This window comes from Amycolatopsis pretoriensis (genome assembly GCF_900107925.1).
GTDB lineage: Bacteria > Actinomycetota > Actinomycetes > Mycobacteriales > Pseudonocardiaceae > Amycolatopsis > Amycolatopsis pretoriensis.
Map to the genome: position 1 here is coordinate 695,655 of NZ_FNUJ01000002.1, position 24,316 is coordinate 719,970.

Genomic DNA, 24,316 nt, shown 5'->3' on the forward strand with positions numbered 1-24,316 from the left:
TCACGTGGTCACGGCTGGATAAGCGTCCAGCAGTTCCACGACATATTTCTTGTCCAGCGAAACGGTCATCGGCGAGTTTTCGAACTCCTCGCGCGTGATCCATCGGTAGCCGACGTGCTCTTTCGAGATGGTGACGTCGCTCGAACTGGCGGTGCCGATGTAGAAGCCCACCAGGATCGAACGCCCGCTCTCATGCTGATCATATTTCAGGTAGCACAGCGGAAAGGCCTCCGCTATCTCCAGGCCCGTCTCCTCGCGGACCTCCCGGCGCAGCCCGGCGACCGGATCCTCACTGGGTTCCAGGGTTCCGCCGGGCAGATCGAGGTCGTACTTCTTCTTCTCGGGACGCTCCTCCAGAACGAGGAAGCGACGGTTGTAGAACAGAAACGCGAACGCGCCGGCCAGGTAGAGCCCTGGGCTCGAATTCACCACGTCAGGTCTCCTGCTCAGATGATGGGCGTCAAGGCATCCGGATCCACGTCAGCCCCGAGATCCTCCTGAAGCCGTTCCACGGACCGCCGTAGAGCGATCAGTTTACGGTACTCGAAGCGACGGCCGAGCTCGACCTTGTTGTGGGGCTGCTGGAAAACCGTCTGCAACACCTCGGCGGCTTCGGTCAGGTGTGCCTGGGCCGCCGACGTCGCCGACCGGTCGCGGGCCAGCTCCCACCGAGCCCAGGCGAGCTTGACCGCCGCGAACGCCGCCTTCCCCGAGACGATCCCCACGGGTTTGCGCTCCGATTCGGGTTCGAACCCGCGCCGTGCCTGCGCCGTCGCGTGGCGCCAGTCCGCTTGCTCCAGCCCGGCGTGATCGACGACGGACCTGGCCACCGTGAGATACGCATCGGTACCGGCCAGCCGACCTTCGTAGTGCGTCGGCTGCCCGGTTTCCGACCAGTAGCGTTCGAACGCCTCTCTGGCCTGTTTGTGCATCGACTCCGCATCGCGAAGCATGATCTCACCCGCCAGGTGCCCGCCGGACTGAACGGCGGCGTCCAGCCGCGGGTGTGCGCTGAGCACACAGGCATCGGCGAGCGAACGCCAGGCCAGCGGCGACGACGCCGACTCCGCGGCCAGCCGCAACTTCTCCACCGCCGAGTCAAGGCATGCCTGTGCGGCGGTCAGCACGCCCTGCTGACGGTAGAGCACGCCGGCGATCTGCAGCCGTTCGGTCTCCAACTGCGGGCACAGCGCGTCGGAAAAGGCCCGGTACGGCCCTTCGACACAGCTGACCAGTGCGGAGTACATGTTCAGCTTGAGCAGGCATTTGGAGAAGTAGTAGAAGAACACCGCGAGCTCGGACCTGGTGAGGTGCAGCGACCCGTCGCTGATCTCGCCGGCCACGCGGAGGAACAGGTCGAGGGATTCGGTGTACGAACCCGCGTCGTACAGACTCCACGCGGCGCGCAACACCGGCTCCATGATCGAGATGTCGTGCGGCGTGCGCGACAGCAGCGTCGTGATGTCGAGCGCGGAGATCCGCCAAGCCGGCCGCTGGTCCGGCGTCACCACCTGGATGACGCGAAACTCCGGCAACCGGTTGGTGTGCAGCTTCACGAGCCGCTGGTTGATCTCCTCGATCAGTGGTTTGGACAAGTCCTTCAGCGCCACCCGGTACAGTTCCTCCTCGCCGACCGGATCCGGGTAGGCGTCGATCAGCCGATCGAACGTGACGGACAGGGATCGCCGGTGCCGGGGCAGCAGTTGACGCAACTCGCTGGCGATGTCGGTCAGTCCGATCTCCGCCGAGCTCGGGCCGGGTGGCTGCCACAGCACGGACAGCCGACCGGACGCGACTTCGGCCTCCGACTCCAGATCGAGGATCGAACGCTCCTGACGATCTGCCGCCACGCCGGCCGCCAGGGCGGCCACCTCGGTTGACTCCCCCTCCGACTGCGAGTCACCGGTCAGCTCGGAGAGCGTGGTCGCCAGCGTCAGGACGATCCGGCAGCCCAGGCGACGTTGCCCCTCGGTGAGATCACCGTCCGCCCGGCTGCTCATCCTGAGCATGCGCCGGACAAGGCCGAGGTAGTACCCGGGGATCTCGTCTACGTCGCGCTCCGCCCGGCGCCAGACCGCGGCCCGCAGGGTCCGGACCGCGTTGCGGATGACCTGGTGCGGCCCTTCGGTGTAGGGCAGGTCATCGGCCCGTTCGGCGAACGGTGACGCGTAGAACGGGACGAGCGAGTCCCACAACTCGCTCAGCGCGTCTCCGGGCAGTTCTTCCGGACAGAGGACCCGGAGGACGAGGTCGGCCTCGAAGGTCGAGTAGTCGCGGAGGAAGTGGTGCTTTCCGGTGTAGAGGAAGTCGATGATGCCGAGCTCGTCCCCCGGGCCGACGAGGACGTTGTTCGCGTGCAGGTCGCCGTGACTCGTCGCCTCCAGGTGGGCTCGCGCCTGACGCAGGGTCTCCGCCGGCTCCGTCCAGATGGCTCGGACGTGCCCCCCGGGATCGAGGTCGAACCGCCGGCACGTCAGCTCGAACTGGTCGAGAGCCTCGAGCGACAGGGGGTACTCCTCCGTGATCAGGTCCAGATAGGTCGCTCGTTTGCTTCGGTGCCAAATCTGCAGTATTCGGAAGAGCTGTTCCAGCGTCGCGGCTATCGCACCGCTGTTCTTCCCATTCGCTTGACCACGTAACTTCTCGGTCAGCGTGTTCGCGGCGTAGAACTTGTAGACCAGGGCCGCGTAACCGTTCTCGGCCTCGACCGGGGGTGACATGACATCCGGCATCTGGCCGTGGCTCAGATAGGGTTGGACGAACTGCTGCCAGCGTTCGTACTCGCCGCGGATGTCGCGGCTGTGGCCCACCTTCGCCACACACGGGTGCTGGGCGTCGTCTTTCTCCGGGCGAACCTGGAGCACGGCGGCCCCGGACAGGCCAGGCGTCAACTGACGGATGTGCAGAGCTGTCCGCCCGGGGAAAGACTTGATCAGGAGTTCTTCGATGATGCCGGGACCCAGGACGTTGTCGAGTTCGGCCTTGTGTTCCGGCCGTTCGAATCTAAGGTCCACCATTGACCTCCCGTGATCACGCCCAGAGATCACCGCGCGTAGCTCCACAATACGCCTACCCCGGGCCGATACCCATTCGAGACATAGCGCAGAACCTTCCGATCCTTCCTATGCGAACAAACGCTAGGCGTGGCAGATGAGAAACCCAGTGAGTAATTTGCGAACCGCGGTACCGCCACGGGATTCGCGACGGGATTCGCAACCGCCGGCGGAGGAACTCACCGCCGCCCGAGTTCGGCCGCTATCCGGGTTGCGGCCCGCCACGCCAGCGCGACCGTGGTGAGCGTGGGGTTCGACGCGGTCGCGGTCGGGATGACGCCATTGCCGCCGACGTACAGGTTTCGCACTCCCCAGACCTCCAGGTCGGGGTCGCAGACCGAGCGCCCGTCGTCGGTCGCTCCCATGCGGACGGTGCCCTGGTAGTGCAACGACGCGCCGCCGGCCGCCAGGGCGGGCTCTTCGGCGAGGGCGCCGACCAGCTCCGCGCTCCGGTGGGACAGGCCGCGCAAGGCCTCGATCGTTTCGAGGTCGCGGGCGGTGTGCGAGTAGCGGATGGACATGCGCGGCATGCCGTAGTGATCGGTCTCGGTTTCGCTGAACTCGACGGCGTCACCGCGCTGTAGGTCCTTGGCGCCATACCAGGTGACGACGCCGAGGCGGTCGTCGATGCGGCCGCGGGTGCCGAACCCGTACGGCGAGTTCGCGATCGACATCACGCCGCCCTGGATGGGCCGGGCGTCGGAGAACGGCATCAGGACGTAACCGAGGCCTTCGATGCCGGCCGCCTCGTCGCCGACGAACGCGTCGTCGAGGCGGACGAAGGACACCATCTGCAGGTGGTCGTTGAGGTAACGGCCCAGCGCGGGCGGGCGCACGCCCGAGGCGAACAGGACCTGCGGGGTGCGCAGACCGTCGGCGCAGACGACGACACGTCTGGCCCGGACCACCGACACCTCGCCCGTGCGCCGGTCCTCGAGTTCGGCGCCGGTCGCGACACCGTCCTCGACGACGACCCGGCGTACCAGCGTCTCGGCGCGCAGCTCGAAGCCGGGTGCGGTCTCCTCGAGGTCGCCGAGGATCGCACCGGTGCCCGAGAAGCGCAGCTCGGCGCCGTCCCACCGGGCGGCGATCGGCATGAAGCCCACCGGCGGCAGGCCCGGCCCCTCGAACTCCTCTGCCATCCTCTTGCGCAGCGCACCGGCGACGCCCTGGTCGCTGCCGAAAACCGTCACGCCGAGCAGGGCTTCCGCGTGGTCGAGCGCGGCGTCGAGCTCGCCGGCCGCGAGGAAGGGGACGCGCTCGGACTGCCGCGGGCGCGGGCAGCCCCCGGCCCAGTGGACTCCCATCCCGCCGACACCGCTCGCCATGCTGGCGGCCGGCAGCCCCACCTCACCGTCGGCGAGCACGGGCCGGGGGTCCACGAAGAACAGGCCGGGCAGCACGACCTGCCGGAAGTCCACCGACGGGTCGGCGGGCGCCGTCGCGCGTTCGATCCCGGCGTCCGGCCCCTGGGTGAGCAGCTCCGCGGCCCGCCGGTCGGCGCGCGACAGGTTGTGCGTGTGCTCGCCACGCCGTCCCGGCAGCCGCGGACCGGCCTCGGCCATCAGGATCCGGGCACCCGGCACCGCGTCGCCGATCGTCCGCGCGTAGGTCGCGCCCGCCGGGCCACTGCCCACGATGAGGACGTCGACGTCAGGAGTCACGGTCATCAGGCCGTGGCCATCGATTCGGCCACGCTCATCACGTATTCGCCGTAGCTCGACTTCGCGAGCTTCTCCCCCAGCGCGTGGCAGTGGGCGGCGTCGATGTAACCCATGCGCAAGGCGATCTCCTCGACGCAGGCGATGCGGACACCCGTGCGGTCCTCGATCACGCGCACGAACTGACCGGCCTCCAGCAGCGAGTCGTGGGTGCCGGTGTCCAGCCAGGCGAAACCCCGGCCGAGGTCGACCATCCGCGCGCGGTGCTGCTGCAGGTACCGGCGGTTGACGTCGGTGATCTCCAGCTCACCGCGCGCGGACGGCTTCAACGAGGCGGCGATGTCGAGCACGTCGTTGTCGTAGAAGTACAGTCCGGTGACCGCCCGATCCGACCGGGGCCGGGCCGGCTTCTCCTCCAGGGAAAGCAGGTTGCCCGCCGCGTCGACCTCGGCCACGCCGTAGCGGTGCGCGTCCTTCACCCGGTAGCCGAACAGGACGCAACCGTCCAAATCGGACTTGGCCTGCTCCAGCACGCCGGAGAAGCCCGGGCCGTGGAACAGGTTGTCGCCCAGGATCAGCGCGACCGGGGAATCACCGACGAAGCGGCGGCCGATGACGAACGCCTCGGCGAGGCCGTTCGGCTGGTACTGGAGCGCGTATTCGATGTTCAGCCCGAACTGCTCCCCGGCGCCGAGCAGCCGGCGGAAGCTGGGCAGGTCCTCGGGCGTCGAAATCAGCAGGATTTCGGTGATGCCCGCGAGCATCAGCACCGAGAGCGGGTAGTAGATCATCGGCTTGTCGTACACGGGAAGCAGCTGTTTCGACGTCGCCTGGGTGATCGGGTGCAGTCTCGAGCCGGTCCCGCCGGCGAGGATGATGCCTTTCACGGTCTCTCCAAACCTGGTGCACGGATCCACGGCGGGCACACTGTGCCAGCGGCCCGTGGAAGATGACTCAAACCCCGTCCGAGTCCAGGCGTCCTTGAGCGGTCGGTGGTGCACTCGCTCGCCGGCTGACCAGCGCCGTCAGCGCGCCGAGCGTCTGGTGCCGCAGCACCGCCGTGGGCGTGAGCGGAATCCCCGCGCCGGCGGCCAGCTCCGCGACCCGGACCGCGAGCAACGACGTGCCGCCGAGGTCGAAGAAGTTGTCGTCCTCGGTGACTTCGTCCAGCTCCAGCAGGAACCGCCAGATCCCCGCCAGCCGGTCACCCGGCGTCCCTTCGAACGCCGGCACGGCGAGCGCCCGGCGGTCGAGCTTGCCGCGGCGGTTGACCGGCAGCGCGGTGGCGGTGCGGAGCACGGCGGGCACGCAGTACGGCGGCAGCGTGCCGGCGAGGTACGCGCGGAGCTCGGCCGCCGGCGGTGGGGGGCCGGCCGGGACAACCGTCGCGACGAGACGGACGTCGCCGGCCGGGTCGGTCTCGGCCGTCACGACGGCCTGGGCCACGGCCGGGTGCCCGGCCAGTGCGATCTCGACCTCGGCGGGCTCGACCCGGTAGCCGCGGATCTTGACCTGGTCGTCGAGCCGGCCGGCGAACACGAAATCGCCCGACGGCAGCCGGCGTCCGGCGTCTCCGGTGCGGTAACCGCCGTCGGTGAAGCGCTCGGCGGTCAGGTCGGGACGGCCGAGGTAACCGCGGGCGATGCCGGTGCCGCCCAGCCAGATCTCGCCGGTGGCGCCGTCCGGGACCGATGCGCCGGCCGCGTCGAGCAACCGGATTTCAGTGCCGTCGATCGGTGTGCCGATCGGCACCGGCGTGTCCGGCCAGCACCGCGCCCGGGCCGCGTCGATCGCGAACACGCAGCGGCCGACCACACCCTCGGTCGGGCCGTAGTGGTTGTACAGCAGGGCATCCGGCGCGACCACGGCCCAGGACCGCAGGAGATCGGGCGGGAGGGCTTCCCCGCCGATGACGTAGGCGGCACCGCGCAGCCGCCGTCCTGCTGCCTCGGGCAGCAGGAGGCGCAGGTGCGTCGGCGTGAGCCGGACGAAGCCGTGCGGACGCTCCATCGCGGACAGCAGCTCGTCGGGCCCGGCGCCTTCCGGCAGCAGGGTGATCGACTCACCTCGGACGAGCGGGACGAACAGGCTGGTGTAGGAGAAGTCGAACGACAGCGGCGAATGCAGGACGCTCCCGGCCGCCGCGCGGGGAAGCGTGCGCGCGGCCCAGCCGACGTAGTTGGTGAGCCCGGCGTGCTCGACCTCGACACCTTTGGGTTTCCCGGTCGAGCCCGAGGTGTACAGGACGTACGCCAGGTCGCCCGGACCGGGAAAAGCGGGCAGCGGCCCGGCGGAGGCCGCGGCCTCGAGCGGCAGTACCGGCACCCCGGCCACCGGTGCACGACCGGTGGCCGCCAGCACGGCGACGGCGCCGGAGTCTTCGACCTGGTGCGCGATCCGGGCCGCGGGCAGGGTGACGTCGATCGGGACGAAGGCGCCGCCGGCCCGCAGCACGGCCAGGATCCCGATCAGCGCGTCGATGCCGCGGGGTGCGCACACCGCGACGCGCCCGCCCGGGGCCACCTCGAGCGTCGCGGCGAGCGCGTCGACCCGGGCCACGAGTTCGCCGTAGCTCACCCGGGTGCCCCGGCAGTCCAGCGCGAGCGCGCCGGGCGCCTCCTTCGCGCGGTCCGCGATCTGCTCGATCACCGTCGCGGGCACGGGAGCTCCTCGGACACCACGCCGACCAGCTCGGACCAGGCCCCGTTCGGGAAGAGCTGCCGCGCGCGGACGCCGGCCAGCCGCAGCGGCCGCGTCGTCTCGCGCTGCCAGTCCGTCCACCGCGCCGGCGTGGCCGCCAGGTCCTCCTCGGTGGCCACGACGGTGACCGGCACCGGTAGCGGCGGCTCGCTTTCGTACACGTAGGACCGGCTGAGCGCGAGGTCGGCGAGCACCGGCGGCGCGAGCACGGCGAGCAGGTCCGGATCGCCCAGGATCCGCGGATCGGTGACGCCGTTTGCGGCGAGCTCGGTACGAACGTCGCCGATCGGGCGGGGTTCGGTCAGCCGCCCGGGCGCTTCGCAGGAGGCGACCACGAGCCGGCCGGGCAGTGCCCCGCCGCGCCGCCGCAGCTCGCGGACGAGCTCGAAGGCGAGCAGACCGCCCGAGCAGTGTCCGAAGAGGACGGTCGGCAGCCCGGGCAGGGGGTGCAGGTCGTCCGCGAGACCCGACACCGCCGCGGCGAGTCCGGCGTGCGGAGGGTCGTCGAGCCGGCTTTCGCGGCCGGGCCAGCGCACGGCCAGCAGTTCGGTGTCCGGGGGCACGAGGTTCCGCCACTCGCGGAACGGCCCGGCCCCGCCACCCGCCCACGGCAGGCAGACCAGCCGGGCCCGCGGCTGCGCCGGCCGCGTCCAGCGCGCGATGCTCGCACCGGGCATGTGAACCTCTCCCCTGTCGGTTCCGGAACGGGACGGACGCCGTCGCCGGCTCAGTGCGCGGCCGCGCCGACACCGACGTCGCGCAGCTGCAGCCGGCTGGTCCACGCCGTGGCGAGCCGCCGGGCCTCGCCGTCGCTCAGCACGTCCGTGCGGTACCGGAGCTCGGCGTGGGCCTCGGGCTCCGGCCAGACCTCCAGCGCGACGTCGTGCCACGTTTCCGCCGAGCTCAGCCGTTCCCGACCCGTGCAGCGCACGCCGGGGAGGTCGAGCGTCGCCACCGCGTAGACGTGGAACTCGAAAGTGGCCTGCAGCAACGGAGACCGCGGCACGTCGGCCGGCGGCCGGTAGAAGGCGCCGATCGGCATCGGCGGGGACGCGAGGACGGCCCGCAGCCGCTCCGCCGCGGTCTCGACCAGCTCGCCGGCCGGCGCGCCGGCGTCCGGGAACCGCACGGCCGCCGCCCACGGGAAACAGCCGATGACGTTCTCGACCTCGGGCACCGAGCGCCCGGCCACCGGCACGTTGACCAGGACGTCCCGAGCGCCGGTGACGTCGTGCAGCGCGCCGGCGTACGCGGCCAGCAGTTCCGCGGCGGTGGCGCTCCGGCCGCCGGGCAGGGTCGCCGGGACGGTGCACCCGGGACCGACCCCGCCGCGGGCGGCGCCCAACGGCAGGGCCGTGGCGCCGGCCAGCTGATCGCGCCAGTAGTGCCGGGCCGCGCGGAGCCCGGCGGCCTGCCGGCTTTCCTGGACGGCGATGGCGCGGTGGTAGGAGGTCGGCTGTCGCTCGGCGGGCGGCTCCCCGGCGGCCAGCGCGGTGTAGGCGGTGGCGAGGTCCCGCAGCAGGATCTGCTCCGACCAGCCGTCGTAGGCGGTGTGGTGCACCGAGATCGCGAGCAGGAAGCGGCGGTCGCCGAGCTCGGTGAGCCGGGCCCGGATCGGGATCTCGGTCGCCAGGTCGAAATCGCGGCGCAGGAACCGGCGGGCGTCCGCGGCCGTGCCGCGCTCGACGGTGCACACCGGGTCCACCGAGCCGGGCGGGTCCACCACCGGCCGCGGGCCGGCGAGGATGCGCGTGCGCAGCGCGTCGTGCCAGGACGTGACGACGTCGAGGGCGCCGGCCAGCGCACCGGTGTCGAGCTCGCCCTCCAGCCAGTACAGCCGGCGCAGCAGGTGGGCGTCGTCGCGCGGGTCGTCCGACGCGACCCGGTAGGCCATGAACTGGCTCAGGGGCAGCCCGTACTCCCACCGGCCTTCGGCGGTCCCGGCCGGTTCCCGCACGGGCAGGGCGTCGACGACCGCCGCGATCGCCGCCGGCGTCTGCGCGCGCAGCACCCGGGCCGGCGGGAGGTCGACGGCGTGGCGCACCGCGAGCCGGTTGGCCAGCTTGATCGCGACGAGCGAGGTCGCGCCGAGGTCGAACAGGTTGTCCCCGGGGGCGACCGGTTCGCCGAGCAACGACGACGCCACCTCGAGCACGGACGAGAGTGTCGGCTGCTTCGTGTGGTCCTGCCCCACGGATCTCCCCCTGTCAACCAGTGGCGGTGTACGTCGCGAGCACGTTAAGCGGGAACGTTCGAGTCCTGGTCGACCGCGGGTGAGTCGACGGCGGGGGTCGTCCGGTCGATGGACCCGGGAAGTCGATCGTTAGCACCTCGCAAGATCCGTGCGCACCCGGACAGAATCGAACTCGTCCGCAACGCCGAGCTTTTGGAGGGGAACCACCTCATGTCCACTCGCACCTTCACGACCGGCACGAAGGCGGTCGTGGCCGCCGGCTTCGCCCTGGCCCTCGCCTTTTCCGGAGCCACCGCGGCCTCGGCCGCCGCCCCGGCACTGACCGCGAGCCCGAGCAGCGGCCTCACCGACGGGCAGGTCGTGGACGTGTCCGGAACCGGCTACGCCGCCGGCTCGACGATCGTCCTGCTGGAGTGCGACGCCGCCCAGCCGGCCGGCCGGGCGTGCGACAAGGCGGCACTCGTGGGAACCGTCGCCGGTGCCGACGGCACGCTGGCGGCGAAGCTGGCCGTCCACAAGACGTTCCAGGCGGTCGATCTCAGCACCGGCGCGGCCGGGGCCACCGTGGACTGCGCGACCGCGCACTGCGTGATCGCGTCCGCCGACACCAGCGACACCGGCACCGAGGGCGCCGGCGTCTCGATCAGTTTCGGCTGACCCACCCGTGATCCCGGTGCCGGTCACGCGCTTCCCTCCCCCAGCGAGCCGTGGCCGGCACCTTCCCGGAAGTGGTTCAGACCGCGGAAAAGACCAGGGAGGTCAGGTGAGCCGCCATCTCGTTGGGCGTCGGCAGCTGCCGCATCGTGTCGCGCACGCTCGCGGTCGCCGACGTGAAGGCCGGGTCCTCGAGCATCCGGGCCGCCTTCTCGAGCAGGATCTCGTCGGTCAGCTCCGACGGCAGCAGGAACTCACCGCAGCCGTGGCCGGCCAGGATCTCGGCGTTGAGCGCGGTGTCGGTCATCTGGGGTACCAGCAGCTGCGGGGTCCCGGACGCCAGCGCGGTCATCACCGTGCCGAGCCCGGCGTGCGAGATCACCAGGTCGCACCGCGGCAGCAGGGCGTTGAACGGGATCCCGGACACCACCCGGACGTTGGCGGGCAGCTCGCCGATCAGGTCGGCGTCCGCGGCGGTCACCGCGGCGACGACCTCGACGTCGAGCCCGGCCACGGCGCGGACCACCTGGCCCGTCACCACCATCTTGCGGTCGAAGCGGCCCGACGACGTCCCCCACGAGACGCAGACCCGTTTGCGCGAACGCGGTTCGTTCAGCCAGTCCGGCAGCACACCGGGGCCGTTGTACGGCACGTACTGCATCGGGAGCCGGGAGTCCGGCAACGCGATCTGCAGCTGCGGCGGGCAGGGGTCGACGCTGACGGCGGCGAGCGACGGGACCTCGTCGAGCCCCCAGTGCGCCCGCACGTCGGCGAGCGCTTCGGCTTCGAACTCGCGGAACAGCCCGGCGTAGTCGATGCCCCAGGTGTGCCGGAACGCGGGCACGCCCAGCAGGTCGGCCACCATCGGGCCGGCGTAGGTCCAGGCTTCGTAGAGCACGACGTCCGGACGCCAGCGCCGGGCGAAGTCCAGCAGGCCGTCCATCATCGCCCAGCAGGCGGCCACGCCGAGCCGGCAGTTCGAGGTGCCGTAGCGGTGCATGTCCCGCCAGTGCGGCGGGTCCACGCCTTCGGAGCCGGCGAGCCGGCGCAGGAAGCCGCCCATCATCGCGCCGGCGTCGACGCTCTCGCCCACCGCGGCGGCGGGCAGGCCCGAGCGCCGCACGGTACCGACGAGGCCCGGCTGGGTGGCGACGACGACCTCGTGGCCCTGCGCCCGCAGGGACCAGGCCAGTGGCACCAGCGGGAAGTAGAGGGTGTTCCAGTTCCACGTCGTGATCAGCACGCGCACAGGCGTTCATCCTCCGCTCCCGGCCGCCGTCAGTGCTCCGAGCGTCGGGGGGACCGCTCGAACCGGCGTCCAGAACGGGTGGCGCGCGGTTGCCGTCCCGTTCGGAGCCGGGGCAGGATGATCCCCACCCGGACGTCCGGCAGATCCCAGTGAATTCCACGAAGAAGGAGTGCACCATGAGCAATCCCCGGCGCGAGGGCACCACACCCGCCAAGCGCTTCCCCGCGGGCGCCGTCCTCGGCTCCGCGATGCCCCTCGCCCTGGTCTGGGTGGTCCTCTACCTGACCGGCGCGGTCGATTCGGGCGCGCTGATCGGCATCGCGGTCGCGATCGTCGTGCTGGTGCTGTTCATCTGGGTGACCGCGAGCATCCGGCTGCGGCGCGGTCGCTGACGCCGACCGCCGGCCGGTGGCGTCGCCACCGGCCGGAAAACGGTCACAGGCAAGCAAAAGCGACAAGATCGACGTCCGGCAGCGGCGGCGCGTTCTTGGTGACGAACCGTTTCAGGTACGCCCAGCCGTCGGTGCCGCCCGAGCCCTTGACGTCCGGCAGGTACTTGCGGGCGAAGCCGTAGTGCCGGCCGCGCCAGACGAGCAGGGCGCGTTCGGCCGCCGCGCACAGCTCGTCCAGCTCGGGACGGCCCAGCCCGGCCACCACCCGGCGCAGCGGCTGCACCGCCACGTGCGGTTCGCCGCGCAGGCCCGACAGGTGCGGGAACCGCGCGAAGATCTCGTCGCGGCGCGGATCGTGGCCGTGCACCACCAGTTCCATCAGGTGGTAGTTCATCGACTGCACGGCGCTGGCGTCGCCGGTCTCGGCGCGGAAGGACATGAACCGCTCCGGCGTGAGCGTCGTCAGCACCTCGAAGATGCCGTTGAGCACGTCGGCGAACAGGCCGAGCTGACGCAGCCGGAACGCCGACCCGGCCGGCAGGGCGAGCCGCCGGACCAGGAAGAAGACCAGCTCGCAGGCCTGCACGGACCGCAGGAACACGTGCTCCTCGTGCTTGTCGGACTGCGGGAAGCCCGAACAGTCCAGCAGCAGGAACGCGCGTGTCTCGTCCACGGGCAGCTCGCTCACCCGGCTCCGCGGGGTCGCGGGCAGGTCGCCGACCCGCGCGGTCAGCCCGGTCAGCAGGTCGACCCGCTCGGCCAGGTACGGCAGCCGCGGCAGGGCCCGGCGCTCGACGTCGAGCAAGTCGGTCAACGTGAGGTGCAGCGCCACGGCCGCGGCCGCCACCGGGTCGGGGGTGCCCGCCAGGAACCACTCGTGCACGTGGAGGCTGGTGTAGCGGTAGTACTCCGGGATCGGCCGCGGGCTGAACGGCCGGGTCAGCAACCGCAACGGCAGGTTCGCTTCGGTGGGTTCGGCGGCGGCTTCCTCGTGCAGCCGCCCGAAAAGCTCCCGTTCGGCGGCGGTGAGCGCGAACCGGCCGGCTCTTCGCTGGGCCGCGACGATGTCCGCGCAGACCCCGGTGAAGGCGGCCATCACGCCCGCCCCAGCACGAGGTGCTTGTCCCGGGTGCCGCGCCGGACCTCGCAGCCGTGGAAGCCGGCCGCGGTCAGCAGCTCGACGTACTCCGCGGCGGTGCGGTGCCGGCCTTCGGTTTCGACGTGCATCGAGAGGTTCATCGCCGCGGTGGCCAGCGGGCCGATCCCGTCGTCGTCGAACAGCCGCTCCATGACCAGCACGACGCCGCCGGGCCGGCACGCGCGGCGGGCGGCGGCCAGCAGCTCGGCACACGTCTCGTCGGCCCAGTCGGACAGGATGTAGCCGAACGCGATCCGGTCGCCCTCGGGCAGGCGGTCGCGGAAGAAGTCGCCGGGCGCGAAAGCGAGCCGCTCGCCGAGGCCGAAGCGCTCGCGCGTGCGGGCGACGGCCGGGCCGACCGCCGGCAGGTCGAACACCGTCGCGGTCAGGGAAGGCGCGGCCCGCAGCGCGGCCACGGTGAACGGCCCGCTCGCCCCGCCGACGTCGACCAGGTGCGTCGCGGTGTCCAGTTCGGACAGAGCGGCCAGCTCCGCCGAGACGCCGTGGCTGAGGTCCCACATGGCCTGCAGGAACCGCTCGGTCGCCGCTTCGTCGTGGTAGAGCACGTCGAACGGCCGGGTGCCGGCCGGCTTGCCCCGTTCGAGGAAGCCCGCCACCTCGGCCATCCGCCCGGCCGTGCTCTCGGTCAGGTGCGTGACGAACCCGCCCAGGTACTCCTCGGCACCGGAGTCGAGGTAGGGCCGGAGGTCGGCGGGCACCGCCCAGCCGTCCACCCCGGACTCGAGCAGGCCCGCTCCGCCGAGCACCACGAGGATCCGGTGCAGGGTCTCCTGGTCGAGCCCCAGCTTTTCGGCCACCACAGTGGACGGTGCGGGCGCGGGCAACAGGGCGTCGAACACACCGTGGGCGCAGGCCAGCTGCACCGCGTGCGTGACGTACAGCCCGTAGACAGCACGTTCGAGCCGTTCGGGGAACACGGGTTTCGACCTCCTGGTCGGCAGGGTCGGCGAGTCCGGCACTTTCACGTGAAAGTGCCGGGGCCGGGTCAGCAGAGGGCGCGCATGCAGGCCAGCAGGCTGCGCGCTTCGACGTTCAGGTAGCCGCTGTGCGGGATGAGCGCCGACAGCTGGGCGAGGCTGGCCCAGCGGAAGCCCGGCGGGGTCGCGGCGAACCGGACGTCGTCGGCGACCTCCACGATCCGGTACCGGTTCTCGGCGCGGTAGAACCGGCCGCCTTCCTCGGACAGGACGACGTCGTACTTGACGTCCTTCCCCTGCGCCGTGCGCACGTGGTCCAAGAAAGGCGGACGCCGTTCCGGCGCCAGGTGCAGGTAGTTGTCCGGCATGCACTGCACGGTCGGGCCCAGTTCGACGATGTCGGGCGTGCCCGCCTCGACCCTGGTCTGCAGCAGCACTTCCAGGTACCCCCGGGCGCGGCTGGCCAGGAAGCCGACCAGGCCCGTGCCGCACGGCGCGATGAGCGGCTGGGTCCAGCTGCGGACCTCGCGGCCGGTGGCCGTGACCGACATCGCGACGACCTCGAAGTAACGGCCCTCCTCGTGGGCGATCACCCGCTCACCGCGGGTCCAGCGGCCGACGTCCCGCAGGGGCGCGAGCTTCGCGGTGAGCTCGCAGGCGCCTTTGGCCTGGTTGAGCCAGTTCTGGATGCCGGCCGGTTCGGGGTCCTGCCGGAAGGACTCGACGATCGCCGGGCCCAGCTCGCCCGCGCGCCGCTCGGGCGGCCGGGCGGTGGCGTTCATCGGGAGGCAGGCCAGCACGGTGCGGCTGTCCATGTTGACCATGTTGTCCTGCCGCAGCAGCTCGTGGACCTGGCCGAGGGTGAACCACCGGAAACCCTCGTGCAGCGGCACGTCCTCGGTGGTCTCGACGATGATGTTGCGGTTGCGCTTGCGGAAGAACCGGCCGCCCTGCTCCGAATGCAGCACGTCGACGAGCACGGTGCCGCGGCCGGGTTCGGTGAAGTGCTCGAGGTACTTGGTCGCCGCGCCGCCGTGGAGGCGCAGGAAGTTGCTGCGGGTGGCCTGGACGGTCGGGGAAAGCTGGATCACGTTGACGTTGCCCGGCTCCATTTTCGCCTGCATCAGCAGGCAGAGCACCCCGTCGATCTCCTTGACCAGGATGCCGAGCACGCCGACCTCGGGCTGGTGGATGATCGGCTGCGTCCACGCCGTCACCACCCCGGCGGGGTCGTGCACGTCGAGGCCGCGGATCGTGAAGAAGCCGCCGGACCGGTGGCCGAGGTCGCCGGTGTCCGGATCGAACGACCAGCCGTCCAGCTCGGCGAACGGGATCGCCTCGGTCGTGAAGCTGCCGCGCGCGGTGGTTTCGGCCAGCCAGGCGGTGACTTCACCATGCCCGCCGAGCGTCGGCGTGCTCAGCGTGGCCGCCGATTCCAGGAACCGGTCCAGCATGTCTCGCTGAACGAGAGTGGAGGGAGAAGTCACCACCGGGTGCACCTACCTTCGGAAGAAGTTCAGGTGCTCAGACTCACCGGGGCTACTCGAATCACCCTCGAAGACAGGGCGTGGCGACGGTCCTGAGTGGACCAGCGCCCAGGCGGCGTCCGGCAAGTTGCCCAGCCGGACTGACCGGGCGGGCGCTAGCCGGGGAAGATGCCCCGTTCCATCGCGACCGTGACCGCCGCCGTGCGGTCGCCGACCTCGAGCTTGGCGAACATCCGCACCAGGTGCGTCTTCACGGTCGTCTCGCTGATGTGCAGCTCCCGGCCGATGTCCGCGTTCGTCAGCCCCCGGGCCACCAGCCGCAGCACCTGGGTTTCGCGCGGGGTCAGCAGTTCCGGCTCGGCCGGTGCCGGGGCGGGACTGCGCAGGTGGTTCACCAGTTTCGCGACGATCGCCGGGGACAGCACGGTTTCCCCGCCCGCCGCGGCGCGGATCGCCGCCGCCAGCTCCTCGGGGGTCGCGTCCTTGAGGAGGTAACCCGAAGCGCCCGCCTCGACGGCGTGCACGATGTTCTGGTCCGTGTCGTAGGTGGTCAGGATCAGCACGCGGCAGCCCGGCACCTCGGCCACGATCCGCGCGGTCGCCGCGACCCCGTCGAGTTCGGGCATCCGCAGGTCCATCAGCACGACGTCCGGCCGGAGCCCGGCGGCCACGGAGACCGCCTCGGCCCCGTCGGCCGCCTCGCCGACGATTTCGAAGTCCGCCTCCATCGCGAGCAGCCCGACCAGGCCCGCGCGCACCACCGGGTGGTCGTCGGCGAGCACGATCCGGATGCTCACCAGCTCACCTCGATCTTGATCGTCGTGCCCGAACCGGGCGTGCTGGACACCGTCATCATGCCGGAGACCTGCTCGACCCGCGCGCGCATCCCCGCCAGGCCGAAGCCCGAGGCGCCGCCGGTCACGAAGCCGCGGCCGTTGTCGGCGACCTCCAGCTGCACCGACCGGGCGTGGTAGCGCACCCGCACGCGCACACGGCTGGCGTGGGCGTGCTTGCGCACGTTGGCCAGCGCCTCCTGCACCGCGCGCAGCAGCACGACCTGGACGTCGGTCGACGGCACCTGCGGCTCGCCGAGCACTTCCGCGCTCGCTTCGATACCGAGCTCCTGCCCCAGCCGGGCGACGACCTTGCCGATCGCCACGTCGAGCGGCGACGCGGTCAGCCCGGTGGGCCCGGACGCGCTGATCACGGCGCGCACTTCGGCCAGGTTCTCCGTCGCCGTCTTCTGCGCCAGCGCGAGCCGTTCGTGCGCCCGCTCCGGGTCGGTGGGGATGGCCGCGTCGGCCGCGCGGATCAGCATCAGCAGGCTGGTCAGGCCCTGCCCGACCGTGTCGTGGATCTCCTGCGCGAGCCGGTAGCGTTCCGACTGGACACCCGCCTCGTGGTAGGACTCGGTCAGTTCGCCGCGGACGTTCTCCAGCTCGGCGATCAGCTCCCCCCGCCGCCGGTTCTCGGTGAGCAGCTGGGTCACGAAGAAGCCCACGAGCAGCGCGAACAGCCACACGGTCGCGGTCTGCACGGCGACGTCGGACACCGCGCCCGGCGTCCAGCCGCGCCGGCCGAGGATCAGGACGTCACTCGCCAGGGTGACGGCGAGGCAGGCCCACACCGCGATCCGGATGGGCTGCAGCAAGGCGAACGCCGCGGGCAGGAGCACGTACAGGGCGATCGACATCAGCCCGTCGACGGCCACCATCCCCAGCGTCCCGGCGAAGGCCAGCGCGAGGAAGAGCCAGCCGTACCCGGCCGGTGCCGTGCCGCCCAGCGCGGGGGCGCCCACCACGGCGTAGGCGACGCCGATGAGCGCGACCACGGCGTAGACGTACCAGGGGTCCCGCTCGAACGCGGCGAGCACGACGAGCACGACCCCCATCAGCGCGAAGGACGCGTGCCACCCCAGCAGGATCCGCAGCAGCCAGCCCTGCCCGCTGGCGTCCTTCTCCGCGGAGGTCACCCGTCGTCGCGACCCTTCCAGCGGAACGTCGTCAGGCACAGGACCAACCCAAGCACGCCGTACCCGGCGAGCACCAGCGCGACCCGCCCGTGCGCCCAGGACATCCCCGGTTCGTACTGCTGGAAGACGTCCGGCAGGAACACCGAGCGCATGCCCTGGCAGAGCCACTTGAGCGGGAACACCGCGGCGATCTTCTGCAGCACGTCGGGCAGCTGGTTGAACGGGATGAACACCCCGGAGATGAACTGCAGGGTGATCACCGGCAGGAACACCATCGCGCCCGCGCTCGCGGCCGGCACCACGCTCGAATAGGCGAGGCCGAGCAGCGTGCACGCGACGATGCCGAGCACGTAGACCCACAGGAACGTCAGCCAGTGCCCCGCGTCCGACGGCAGGTGCAGGCCGAAGAAGAGGGTGCCGACCCCGAGCAGCACCACCGCCTGGCCGAGGCTGGAGACCAGCACGACCGCGATCTTGCCGACGAAGTAGGCGCTGCGCGGCATCGGCGTGCCGCGCAGCCGCTTCAGCGTGCCGTTCGCTCGCTCGCCCGCCACCTGGAGCACCATGCTCTGGAACGAGGTCGACAGGATGCCGACCCCGAGCATCCCGGTGACGTAGATCTGCTGGGCGTCCACGCCGGTGTCCCCGATCCGGCCCCGGAAGATGCTCGCCAGCAGCACCAGCATGATCACCGGCAGGGCGAAGGTGAAGATCACCTGGCCCTTCTCGCGGAAGAACTGCTTGATCTCCAGCGAACCGCGCGCCAGCCCGATCCGCCAGGCGGGCACGGGGAGCCGGACCGCCCGGTCCACGGCTTTCGTCTCAGTCACCGGTCGCTCCGATCATACTCAGGTAGACGTCTTCGAGGGTCGGCCGCCGGACGGCGAGGCCGGGGATGTCGTCGCCGAACCGCGCGGCCAGCTCCAGCACGGTCCGCGTCGGGTTCGGGCTCTCCACCTGGTGCGGACCTTCGTCGTCGGTCCAGGAGACGATCGCCTTGAGCAGGTGCCGCCCGCCGAGGCGCGCCGGCGTGTCGACGTCGACGAGACCGCCCTTGCTCAGCACGCCGACCCGGTCGGCCAGGTGTTCCGCCTCGTCCAGGTAGTGCGTGGTCAGCAGGATCGTGGTGCCCTCTTCGCGCAGGCGCGCCACCAGGTCCCAGAACTGCCGCCGCACCTCGGGGTCGAAGCCGGTGGTCGGCTCGTCGAGGAAGAGCAGCTCCGGCCGGCCGACCAGGCCGAGCGCCACGTCGAGCCGCCGCCGCTGGCCGCCGGAGAGCTGCACGGCCCGCTTGCCCTCGTGGCCGCTCAGCCCGACCGCCTCGACCAGCTCCGCCGGGCGCCGCGCGTCCGGGTAGAAGGAGGCGAAGTGCGTGAGCACCTCGAGCACCGTCAGCTGCGCGTAGTCCTGCGAGTCCTGGAGGACGACGCCGACCCGGGTCCGCCAGGCGAGACTCGCCTTGCCGGGATCCTCGCCGAGCACGTCGATCTCCCCGGCGTCCCGGTCGCGGAAGCCCTCGAGGATCTCGGTCAGCGTCGTCTTGCCCGCGCCGTTCGGGCCGAGCAGCGCGAAGATCTCACCCTGTTCGACATCGAGATCCACGACGTCGAGCGCCACGGTGTCCCGGTACTTCTTCCGCAGGCCGCGCGTCCTGATCACGGTGTCCTTCAACATGGCGGCCAGGCTAGCCGCCCCGGTTCGCACCCGGCGAGGTGCGAACGATCGATCCGCGGTGTCCTCCGTTCGAAGGACAAACCGCGTGAGCCGCATTGGACGGGCCTTCGAGTCCGCCGCCCGACGATCCGGGCTGGGCCGACCCGGACCGAGAGGAGCACCGGTGGAGATCATCGGACGCGGTTTCATGGCCAGGAACCTGCGCGAACACGGCATCGACCATCCGCGCACGGTCATCCTGGCCACCGGTGTCGCGACCACGACCGTGACCTCACCTGACGACTACGGCAAGGACGCGGCGGGGTTGTACGACACCCTCCGCCGCTGCCGCCGCACCGGCGAGCGGCTGGTGTACCTGTCGACGGCGTCGGGCGCGATGTACGGCGCGGCCGACTGCCCGACCCGCGAGGACGACGTGGTCTTCCCGCCGCTCGCCTACGGCCGGCACAAGCTGGCCATGGAGGCCGTGGTCGCCGGCTCCGGGGTGGAGCACCTGATCCTGCGGATGACCAACCTGGTCGGCCACAACCAGCGCGCCCACCAGCTGCTGCCGGCGCTGGTCGCCCAGGTGCGGTCGGGCCGGGTGCGCGTCTACGAGCGCGCGCACCGGGACCTGCTCGACGTCGAGCACGCGATCTCGATGATCGACATCCTGCTGGCGCGCGGGGTGACCGGGCAGGTGGTCAACCTCGGGTCCGGGGTGGCGGTGCCGATCGACGACATCATCGGGCACATCGAAAACCGGCTCGGCCGGCGCGTCGAACGCGAGTACTGCCCGCAGCCGCCGCGCACGACCTCGGCGGCGCCGGTCTCGCTCGCGAAGCTGACCCGCCTGATCCCCGACGTGGTGACCCGGTTCGGCCTCGGCCCGACGTACTACCAGCGCGTCCTCGACCGCTACCTGACGGCGCCGGTCCTGACCTGACACCGGTGTTCCCCTCGCCGCGCGGCGAGGGGAACACCGGAGGTCACCAGTGCGGAGCGCGGGGCATCCACCGCGGGATGCCGCCTTCGGCGTTGCGGCCCTTCTCCAGGAACGCGATGTTGTGGTAGACGTGCATGCCGACCAGACCGGCTTCGGTCGCCGACGGCTCGCCAGCAGTATCGCGTGACGGCTCGCCGTCGCTGTCCCGCTCCTGGTGGTGCAGATCGTCCAGCAACGTCTTCAGCAACCCGAGCATCGTCGTGGGCACGCCGAAGTCGCGGTCGTCACCGCCGTAGCCGGGCAGGTACGAGGTCCACAGGTCCTCGATCACGTAGAAGCCGCCGGAGCGCACGTACGGGAACAGCGCCCGGAACGACGTGAGCACGTGTTCGTTGATGTGGCTGCCGTCGTCGATCACGATGTCGAACGGGCCGTGCTCCTTGGCCAGCGCGTCGAGCTGGGCCGGGTCGTTCTGGTCACCGCGCACCACGGTCAGCCGCGGTCCGGAGAACCGGGACTTGTCGAAGTAGTCGAGCCCGAACACCGAGGCCCGCGGGAAGTAGCGGCGCCACATCTTCAGCGAACCGCCCCCGGACTCCTCGTTCTCGTAGCCGCCGACGCCGATTTCCAGCAACCGCACCGGTTCCTCGCGCAGCGGCGCGAAGTGCCGCTCGTAGTGCTGGGTGAACCAGTGCGTCTGGCCCCACTTGTCCGAGCCGTACCGGACGGCCAGCGCACCCAGGTCCGGCGCCCGCGCCGACAGCGCCGCGGTGAGGGTGGCCGACGCCGCGGCGATGGAGGGCTGGCGTTCGCGGGGCGGGAAGTGGGTGTCCATCGCGGTCGCCAGTTCGTAGGCGCGGGAGGGCGACGAGCGCCCGCGCGAGGGCCCCCACAGTTCGGTGATCAGCTCCTCGGCGTCGTACCGCAGCCGGACTTCGCAGCCGGGGTGCAGGCCCGGCAGCACGCGCACCGGCTCGCCGGCCCGCAGTACCCACGTGTGATCCGCGGTCTCCCGGCCGTCCGAAACGGACAGTCCGATGTGGATTTCCAGCGGGTTCGAAGGCGGGTCGAGCCGCAGCGTCCACTCGGCCACCGCGAGCTCGGCGACCCGGGCGAGACCGAGCTTGTCCAGCGCCGCGCGGATCTCGTCCGGACGGCCGCTCGCGGCCCGGATCAGGGATTCGATGTCAGGGGTCACAGTTGTCCCTCCAGTGCACGGACGACCTGCGTCACGTGGTCGATGAGCCGGACGGCGAGCCCGCGGGCCCGCTCCTCGCCGATCGCGTCGGTCCGGTACCGCAGCACCCCGCCGACGGCCGGGTGCGGCCACAGTTCCAAGGTGATCTCCGGCAGGGAGTTGCGCGGCGGCACGCGGACCAGTTCGGCCCGCGCGTCGCCGAACCGCACCGCCGCCGGGGGCATCTCCTCCTGCAGCAGGTAGGCCTGCAGCAGCGGATGCCGCTGGTGGCCCTCGGGGATCGCCGGCATCACCGCGGCGAGCGGCACCAGCGGGGGCCGCATCACCTCCTGCAGCTGCCGCGCGGCCGCCGCGGCGAGCTCGGCCGGGTCGTCGATGTCGGCGGGCGGGCGCATCGGGACCATGCTCGCGAGGCACCCGATGACGTCGCCGGCCTCCTCGGTGAACCGCCCGGTGGTCGGCAGCGCGACCGCCGGTGACGGCTCGCCGGTCAGCTCCCGCAGGAGCAGCACGTAGGCCGCGTAGAAGATGGCCATCACGGTGCCGCCGACCGCGGCGGCGGCCCGGCCGACCGCCGGCAGCAGCACCTCGTCGATGTCGAGGCCGACCTCGGCCGCCGGCCCGCCCCACGGCCGGGGGCCGGGCAGCGGGAAGCGCAGCTCCGGCGCGTCGGCCATGGTCGTCTGCTTGGTGTAGACCGCGAGCGGGTACCGGTCGCGGTACTGCTCCCACTGCTCGGCCGAAACCCGGTAGTAGCTGGCCGGCCACTCGGCCAGGCCGGGCCGCCCGGCGCGGAAGGCGTCGTAGGCGCGGACCAGGTCCGCGGCGAAGACCTGGCCGGACCACCCGTCGAACGAGATGTGGTGGATGCCCACGGCGAGCACCGATTCGGTCGCCGACACCGGGTAGTACGCGGCCCGGATGGGGAAGTCGGCGCTCAGGTCGAACGGGCGCATGACCCAGGTGCACGCGTCGCGGACCGCGTCCGCCATCGTGGCCGCCGGGCGGTCGGTCAGCAGCCCGGCCAGTTCGGCGGCCGGGTGGATCCGCACCTTCGGCGTCCGGCCGCCCTCGGCGAACCGGGCCCGAAGCACCTCGTGCCGGGCGACGACGTGGTCGAGCGCCCGGGCGAGCGCGGTCTCGTCGACGGCACCGCTGATCCGGTAGATCACCGGCACGACGGCTTCTTCGAGGTGGCCCGCCTGCTTCTGGGCGTGCCAGAACTCGGCGACGGTGAACGGGATGTGGTCCGGCTCGTACGCGGTCTCCGGGCCGGGGTCGTCGTGGCCGGCGACGCCGGGCTCGAGGGCCGGCGCCGCGGCCACGGCCGCGGCGATGGCCCGCGGAGTGCGCGCGGCGAGGATGTCGGGCACCACGACCAGCCGGCCGAACAGCGCACCGATCCGCGTGGAGATGCGGATCGCGGTGAGCGACGTGGCGCCCCGGTCGAAGATGTCGTCGTCGACGGCCACCCGGTAGCCGAGCACCTCGGAGGCGACCTCCCGCAGGGTGGCTTCGAGGCCCACGCCGTCGTCGGCGGACGCCGAGGTGCCCGCGCCCGCCGCTTCGGCGAGGGCTCGCTGGTCGAGCTTCCCGTTGGGCAGCTTGGGGAACTCCGCCACGGCGACGACGACGTCGGGGACGAAGCCGGCGGGCAGGACCGCCGCGACGGCCTTGCGCACCAGCTCGGGCGGCACGCCCTCGCCGACGTAGAACGCGGCCAGGCTGGTCTTCACCGCTCCGTCGAACGGCAGCGGCACCACCACGCCCGCGCCGACCCCGGGCACCGCCTCGACGATCCGCTCGACCTCCTCGGCTTCGATCCGGACCCCGCGGACCTTGAGCTGCCGGTCGCGGCGGCCGACGAACACCAGCCGGCCCGCTTCGTCGAGCCGCGCCAGGTCGCCGGTGAAGTACGCCCTGCGGGGCACCCCGTCCAGGTCCAGCGTGGCGAACCGTTTCGCCGTCTCGGCTTCGTCGCCGACGTACCCGAAGCACACGCCGTCGCCGACCGTCACGATCTCGCCGGTCCGCCCGGCCGGGACGATCCGGCGGGCCTCGTCGAGCAGGTACACCGAAGTGTTCACCGACGGGGTGCCGATCGGGACCTCGTCGCCGAAGTCCGGGTCCGTGGTGGCCCACGCGGTGGTGCTCACCGTGTTCTCCACGGGTCCGTAGGCGTTGACCACCCGCAGGCCGGGGTGCGCGCGCAGGCACCGCTTGACGTGCGCGGCCGAAGCCCGCTCGCCGCCGACGAACAGCACCCGCGCGCCGGCGAAGCACTCGACGTCGTCGTCCACCAGCGCGTTGAACAGTGTCGACGCCATCGCGATGAGCGTCACGCCCTCGCCGATCCGCGCGCGCACCTGCGGGCCGCTCAGGTGCCCGCCGTCGTGGAGCACGGCGGTGCCGCCCTTGATCAACGGCACCCAGAGCTCGAACGCGAACACGTCCCACGCCGGGTTCGCCTGCTGGAGCGAGACGATCCGGCCGTCGTGCCCGTGCCGCCGGTCGAGGGCGGTGCGGGCGACGCCGCTGTGCGGCGCGAGCGCGGCCTTCGGCACGCCGGTGCTGCCGGAGGTCAGGAACACGCAGAACGGCGCCGTGCCGTCGAGTCCGTGCGCGGGCACCGGTGCCCCGCCCGGCAGCGCGTCGATGTCCAGTGTGGACACTCCGGCGAACGGCTCGGGGCTCAGCAGCAGCTTCGCCCCGGTCCGCTCGATCAGCTGCCGCACCCGGTCCAGCGGCCAGTCCGGGGGCGCGCAGGCGTAGGCGGCGCCGGTGCGCAGCACGCCGAGCAGCACCGCGACCAGGCGCGGGGTGCGCGGCGCCCGGACCGCCACGATGTCACCCGGGCCGACCCCGGCCGCCGCCAGCGCCGAGGCCGCCACCGCGGCCTCCGCCACGAGCTCGGCGTAGGTCACTTCGGTTTCCCGCCACCGCAGCGCCACCGCGTCACCGCAGCGCTCGGCGGTGCGCGCGACCAGCTCTTCGATGCGCGCGCCGCCGGAATACTCCTCCCGGGGACCGTGCAGCACGGACAGCGTCTCTGTGGTCATCTGTTCCTCCTTGGCGGCTTGG

Annotated in this window: 20 protein-coding genes; 3 read left to right on the forward strand and 17 right to left on the reverse strand. The window is 71.8% G+C overall.

What is annotated here, in order from left to right:
- The 7 genes from BLV96_RS10000 to BLV96_RS10030 form a co-directional block, all read right to left on the reverse strand.
- On the reverse strand, positions 1–432 hold the full coding sequence (locus BLV96_RS10000; protein ID WP_086674826.1) for an NUDIX domain-containing protein: 432 nt from the start codon (positions 430–432) through the stop codon (positions 1–3).
- Between the two features lie 14 nt (positions 433–446).
- Positions 447–3,014, reverse strand: coding sequence for a phosphotransferase (locus BLV96_RS10005; protein WP_158104108.1), 2,568 nt, complete (start codon positions 3,012–3,014; stop codon positions 447–449).
- A 218-nt stretch (positions 3,015–3,232) separates the two neighbouring features.
- A complete protein-coding gene (locus BLV96_RS10010; protein WP_086674812.1) occupies positions 3,233–4,723 on the reverse strand; it encodes a GMC oxidoreductase in 1,491 nt (496 codons plus the stop codon).
- The gene (gene rfbA / locus BLV96_RS10015; protein WP_086674811.1) at positions 4,723–5,601 is read right to left on the reverse strand and encodes a glucose-1-phosphate thymidylyltransferase RfbA; all 879 of its coding nucleotides are present in this window, start codon (positions 5,599–5,601) and stop codon (positions 4,723–4,725) included. Before rfbA ends, BLV96_RS10010 begins: the two co-directional genes overlap by 1 nt.
- Before the next feature lie 67 nt (positions 5,602–5,668).
- Entirely contained in the window at positions 5,669–7,375 is a 1,707-nt protein-coding gene (locus BLV96_RS10020; RefSeq protein ID WP_086674810.1) for a non-ribosomal peptide synthetase, read from the reverse strand.
- The gene (locus BLV96_RS10025; RefSeq protein ID WP_086674809.1) at positions 7,360–8,091 is read right to left on the reverse strand and encodes a thioesterase II family protein; all 732 of its coding nucleotides are present in this window, start codon (positions 8,089–8,091) and stop codon (positions 7,360–7,362) included. The genes BLV96_RS10020 and BLV96_RS10025 overlap by 16 nt, the downstream gene beginning before the upstream one ends.
- 50 nt (positions 8,092–8,141) lie before the next feature.
- Positions 8,142–9,608, reverse strand: coding sequence for a condensation domain-containing protein (locus BLV96_RS10030; protein ID WP_086674808.1), 1,467 nt, complete (start codon positions 9,606–9,608; stop codon positions 8,142–8,144).
- Between the two features lie 210 nt (positions 9,609–9,818).
- Here BLV96_RS10030 and BLV96_RS10035 point away from each other — a divergent pair, with 210 nt between their 5' ends.
- A complete protein-coding gene (locus BLV96_RS10035; protein WP_086674807.1) occupies positions 9,819–10,265 on the forward strand; it encodes an enediyne antibiotic chromoprotein in 447 nt (148 codons plus the stop codon).
- Positions 10,266–10,341: 76 nt separating this feature from the next.
- On the opposite strand, the gene BLV96_RS10040 is transcribed toward BLV96_RS10035, so the two are convergent.
- Complete coding sequence (locus tag BLV96_RS10040; protein ID WP_086674806.1) at positions 10,342–11,511, reverse strand: nucleotide disphospho-sugar-binding domain-containing protein; 1,170 nt, start codon at positions 11,509–11,511, stop codon at positions 10,342–10,344.
- 176 nt (positions 11,512–11,687) lie between these two features.
- Here BLV96_RS10040 and BLV96_RS10045 point away from each other — a divergent pair, with 176 nt between their 5' ends.
- Positions 11,688–11,903: a hypothetical protein gene (locus BLV96_RS10045; RefSeq protein ID WP_086674805.1), complete on the forward strand. Its 216-nt coding sequence runs from the start codon at positions 11,688–11,690 to the stop codon at positions 11,901–11,903.
- Between the two features lie 43 nt (positions 11,904–11,946).
- Here the strand turns inward: BLV96_RS10045 and BLV96_RS10050 are convergent, their stop codons facing one another.
- From BLV96_RS10050 to BLV96_RS10080, 7 genes are all read right to left on the reverse strand, one after another.
- Entirely contained in the window at positions 11,947–12,999 is a 1,053-nt protein-coding gene (locus BLV96_RS10050) for a tryptophan 2,3-dioxygenase (RefSeq protein ID WP_244180134.1), read from the reverse strand.
- Positions 12,999–13,979, reverse strand: a complete 981-nt coding sequence (locus BLV96_RS10055) for a methyltransferase (protein WP_086674803.1) — start codon at positions 13,977–13,979, stop codon at positions 12,999–13,001. Before BLV96_RS10055 ends, BLV96_RS10050 begins: the two co-directional genes overlap by 1 nt.
- A 68-nt stretch (positions 13,980–14,047) precedes the next feature.
- Entirely contained in the window at positions 14,048–15,469 is a 1,422-nt protein-coding gene (locus BLV96_RS10060) for an NDP-hexose 2,3-dehydratase family protein (RefSeq protein WP_086674802.1), read from the reverse strand.
- A gap of 152 nt (positions 15,470–15,621) precedes the next feature.
- Positions 15,622–16,263 (reverse strand): response regulator, encoded by a 642-nt coding sequence (locus BLV96_RS10065; protein ID WP_086674801.1) that lies wholly within the window; start codon positions 16,261–16,263, stop codon positions 15,622–15,624.
- A complete protein-coding gene (locus BLV96_RS10070; protein WP_086674800.1) occupies positions 16,260–17,438 on the reverse strand; it encodes a sensor histidine kinase in 1,179 nt (392 codons plus the stop codon). The genes BLV96_RS10065 and BLV96_RS10070 overlap by 4 nt, the downstream gene beginning before the upstream one ends.
- Positions 17,435–18,268 carry an ABC transporter permease gene (locus BLV96_RS10075; protein WP_086674799.1) on the reverse strand — a complete coding sequence of 278 codons (834 nt, stop codon included), beginning with the start codon at positions 18,266–18,268 and terminating at the stop codon, positions 17,435–17,437. Before BLV96_RS10075 ends, BLV96_RS10070 begins: the two co-directional genes overlap by 4 nt.
- Positions 18,261–19,112: an ABC transporter ATP-binding protein gene (locus tag BLV96_RS10080; RefSeq protein ID WP_086674798.1), complete on the reverse strand. Its 852-nt coding sequence runs from the start codon at positions 19,110–19,112 to the stop codon at positions 18,261–18,263. Before BLV96_RS10080 ends, BLV96_RS10075 begins: the two co-directional genes overlap by 8 nt.
- A gap of 163 nt (positions 19,113–19,275) precedes the next feature.
- Here BLV96_RS10080 and BLV96_RS10085 point away from each other — a divergent pair, with 163 nt between their 5' ends.
- Entirely contained in the window at positions 19,276–20,037 is a 762-nt protein-coding gene (locus BLV96_RS10085) for an NAD-dependent epimerase/dehydratase family protein (RefSeq protein WP_086674797.1), read from the forward strand.
- A 43-nt stretch (positions 20,038–20,080) separates the two neighbouring features.
- Here the strand turns inward: BLV96_RS10085 and BLV96_RS10090 are convergent, their stop codons facing one another.
- Positions 20,081–21,235: a class I SAM-dependent methyltransferase gene (locus BLV96_RS10090; protein ID WP_086674796.1), complete on the reverse strand. Its 1,155-nt coding sequence runs from the start codon at positions 21,233–21,235 to the stop codon at positions 20,081–20,083.
- Entirely contained in the window at positions 21,232–24,294 is a 3,063-nt protein-coding gene (locus BLV96_RS10095) for an AMP-binding protein (RefSeq protein WP_086674795.1), read from the reverse strand. Before BLV96_RS10095 ends, BLV96_RS10090 begins: the two co-directional genes overlap by 4 nt.
- Positions 24,295–24,316 lie beyond the last annotated feature (22 nt).

Coding starts and splice junctions, on each gene's coding strand:
- BLV96_RS10050 (WP_244180134.1), bottom strand. CDS start 12,999: ATGGCCGCCTTCACCGGGGTCTGCGCGGACATCGTCGCGGCCCAGCGA.
- BLV96_RS10025 (WP_086674809.1), bottom strand. CDS start 8,091: ATGCCCGGTGCGAGCATCGCGCGCTGGACGCGGCCGGCGCAGCCGCGG.
- BLV96_RS10035 (WP_086674807.1), top strand. CDS start 9,819: ATGTCCACTCGCACCTTCACGACCGGCACGAAGGCGGTCGTGGCCGCC.
- BLV96_RS10010 (WP_086674812.1), bottom strand. CDS start 4,723: ATGACCGTGACTCCTGACGTCGACGTCCTCATCGTGGGCAGTGGCCCG.
- BLV96_RS10045 (WP_086674805.1), top strand. CDS start 11,688: ATGAGCAATCCCCGGCGCGAGGGCACCACACCCGCCAAGCGCTTCCCC.
- BLV96_RS10080 (WP_086674798.1), bottom strand. CDS start 19,112: ATGTTGAAGGACACCGTGATCAGGACGCGCGGCCTGCGGAAGAAGTAC.
- BLV96_RS10095 (WP_086674795.1), bottom strand. CDS start 24,294: ATGACCACAGAGACGCTGTCCGTGCTGCACGGTCCCCGGGAGGAGTAT.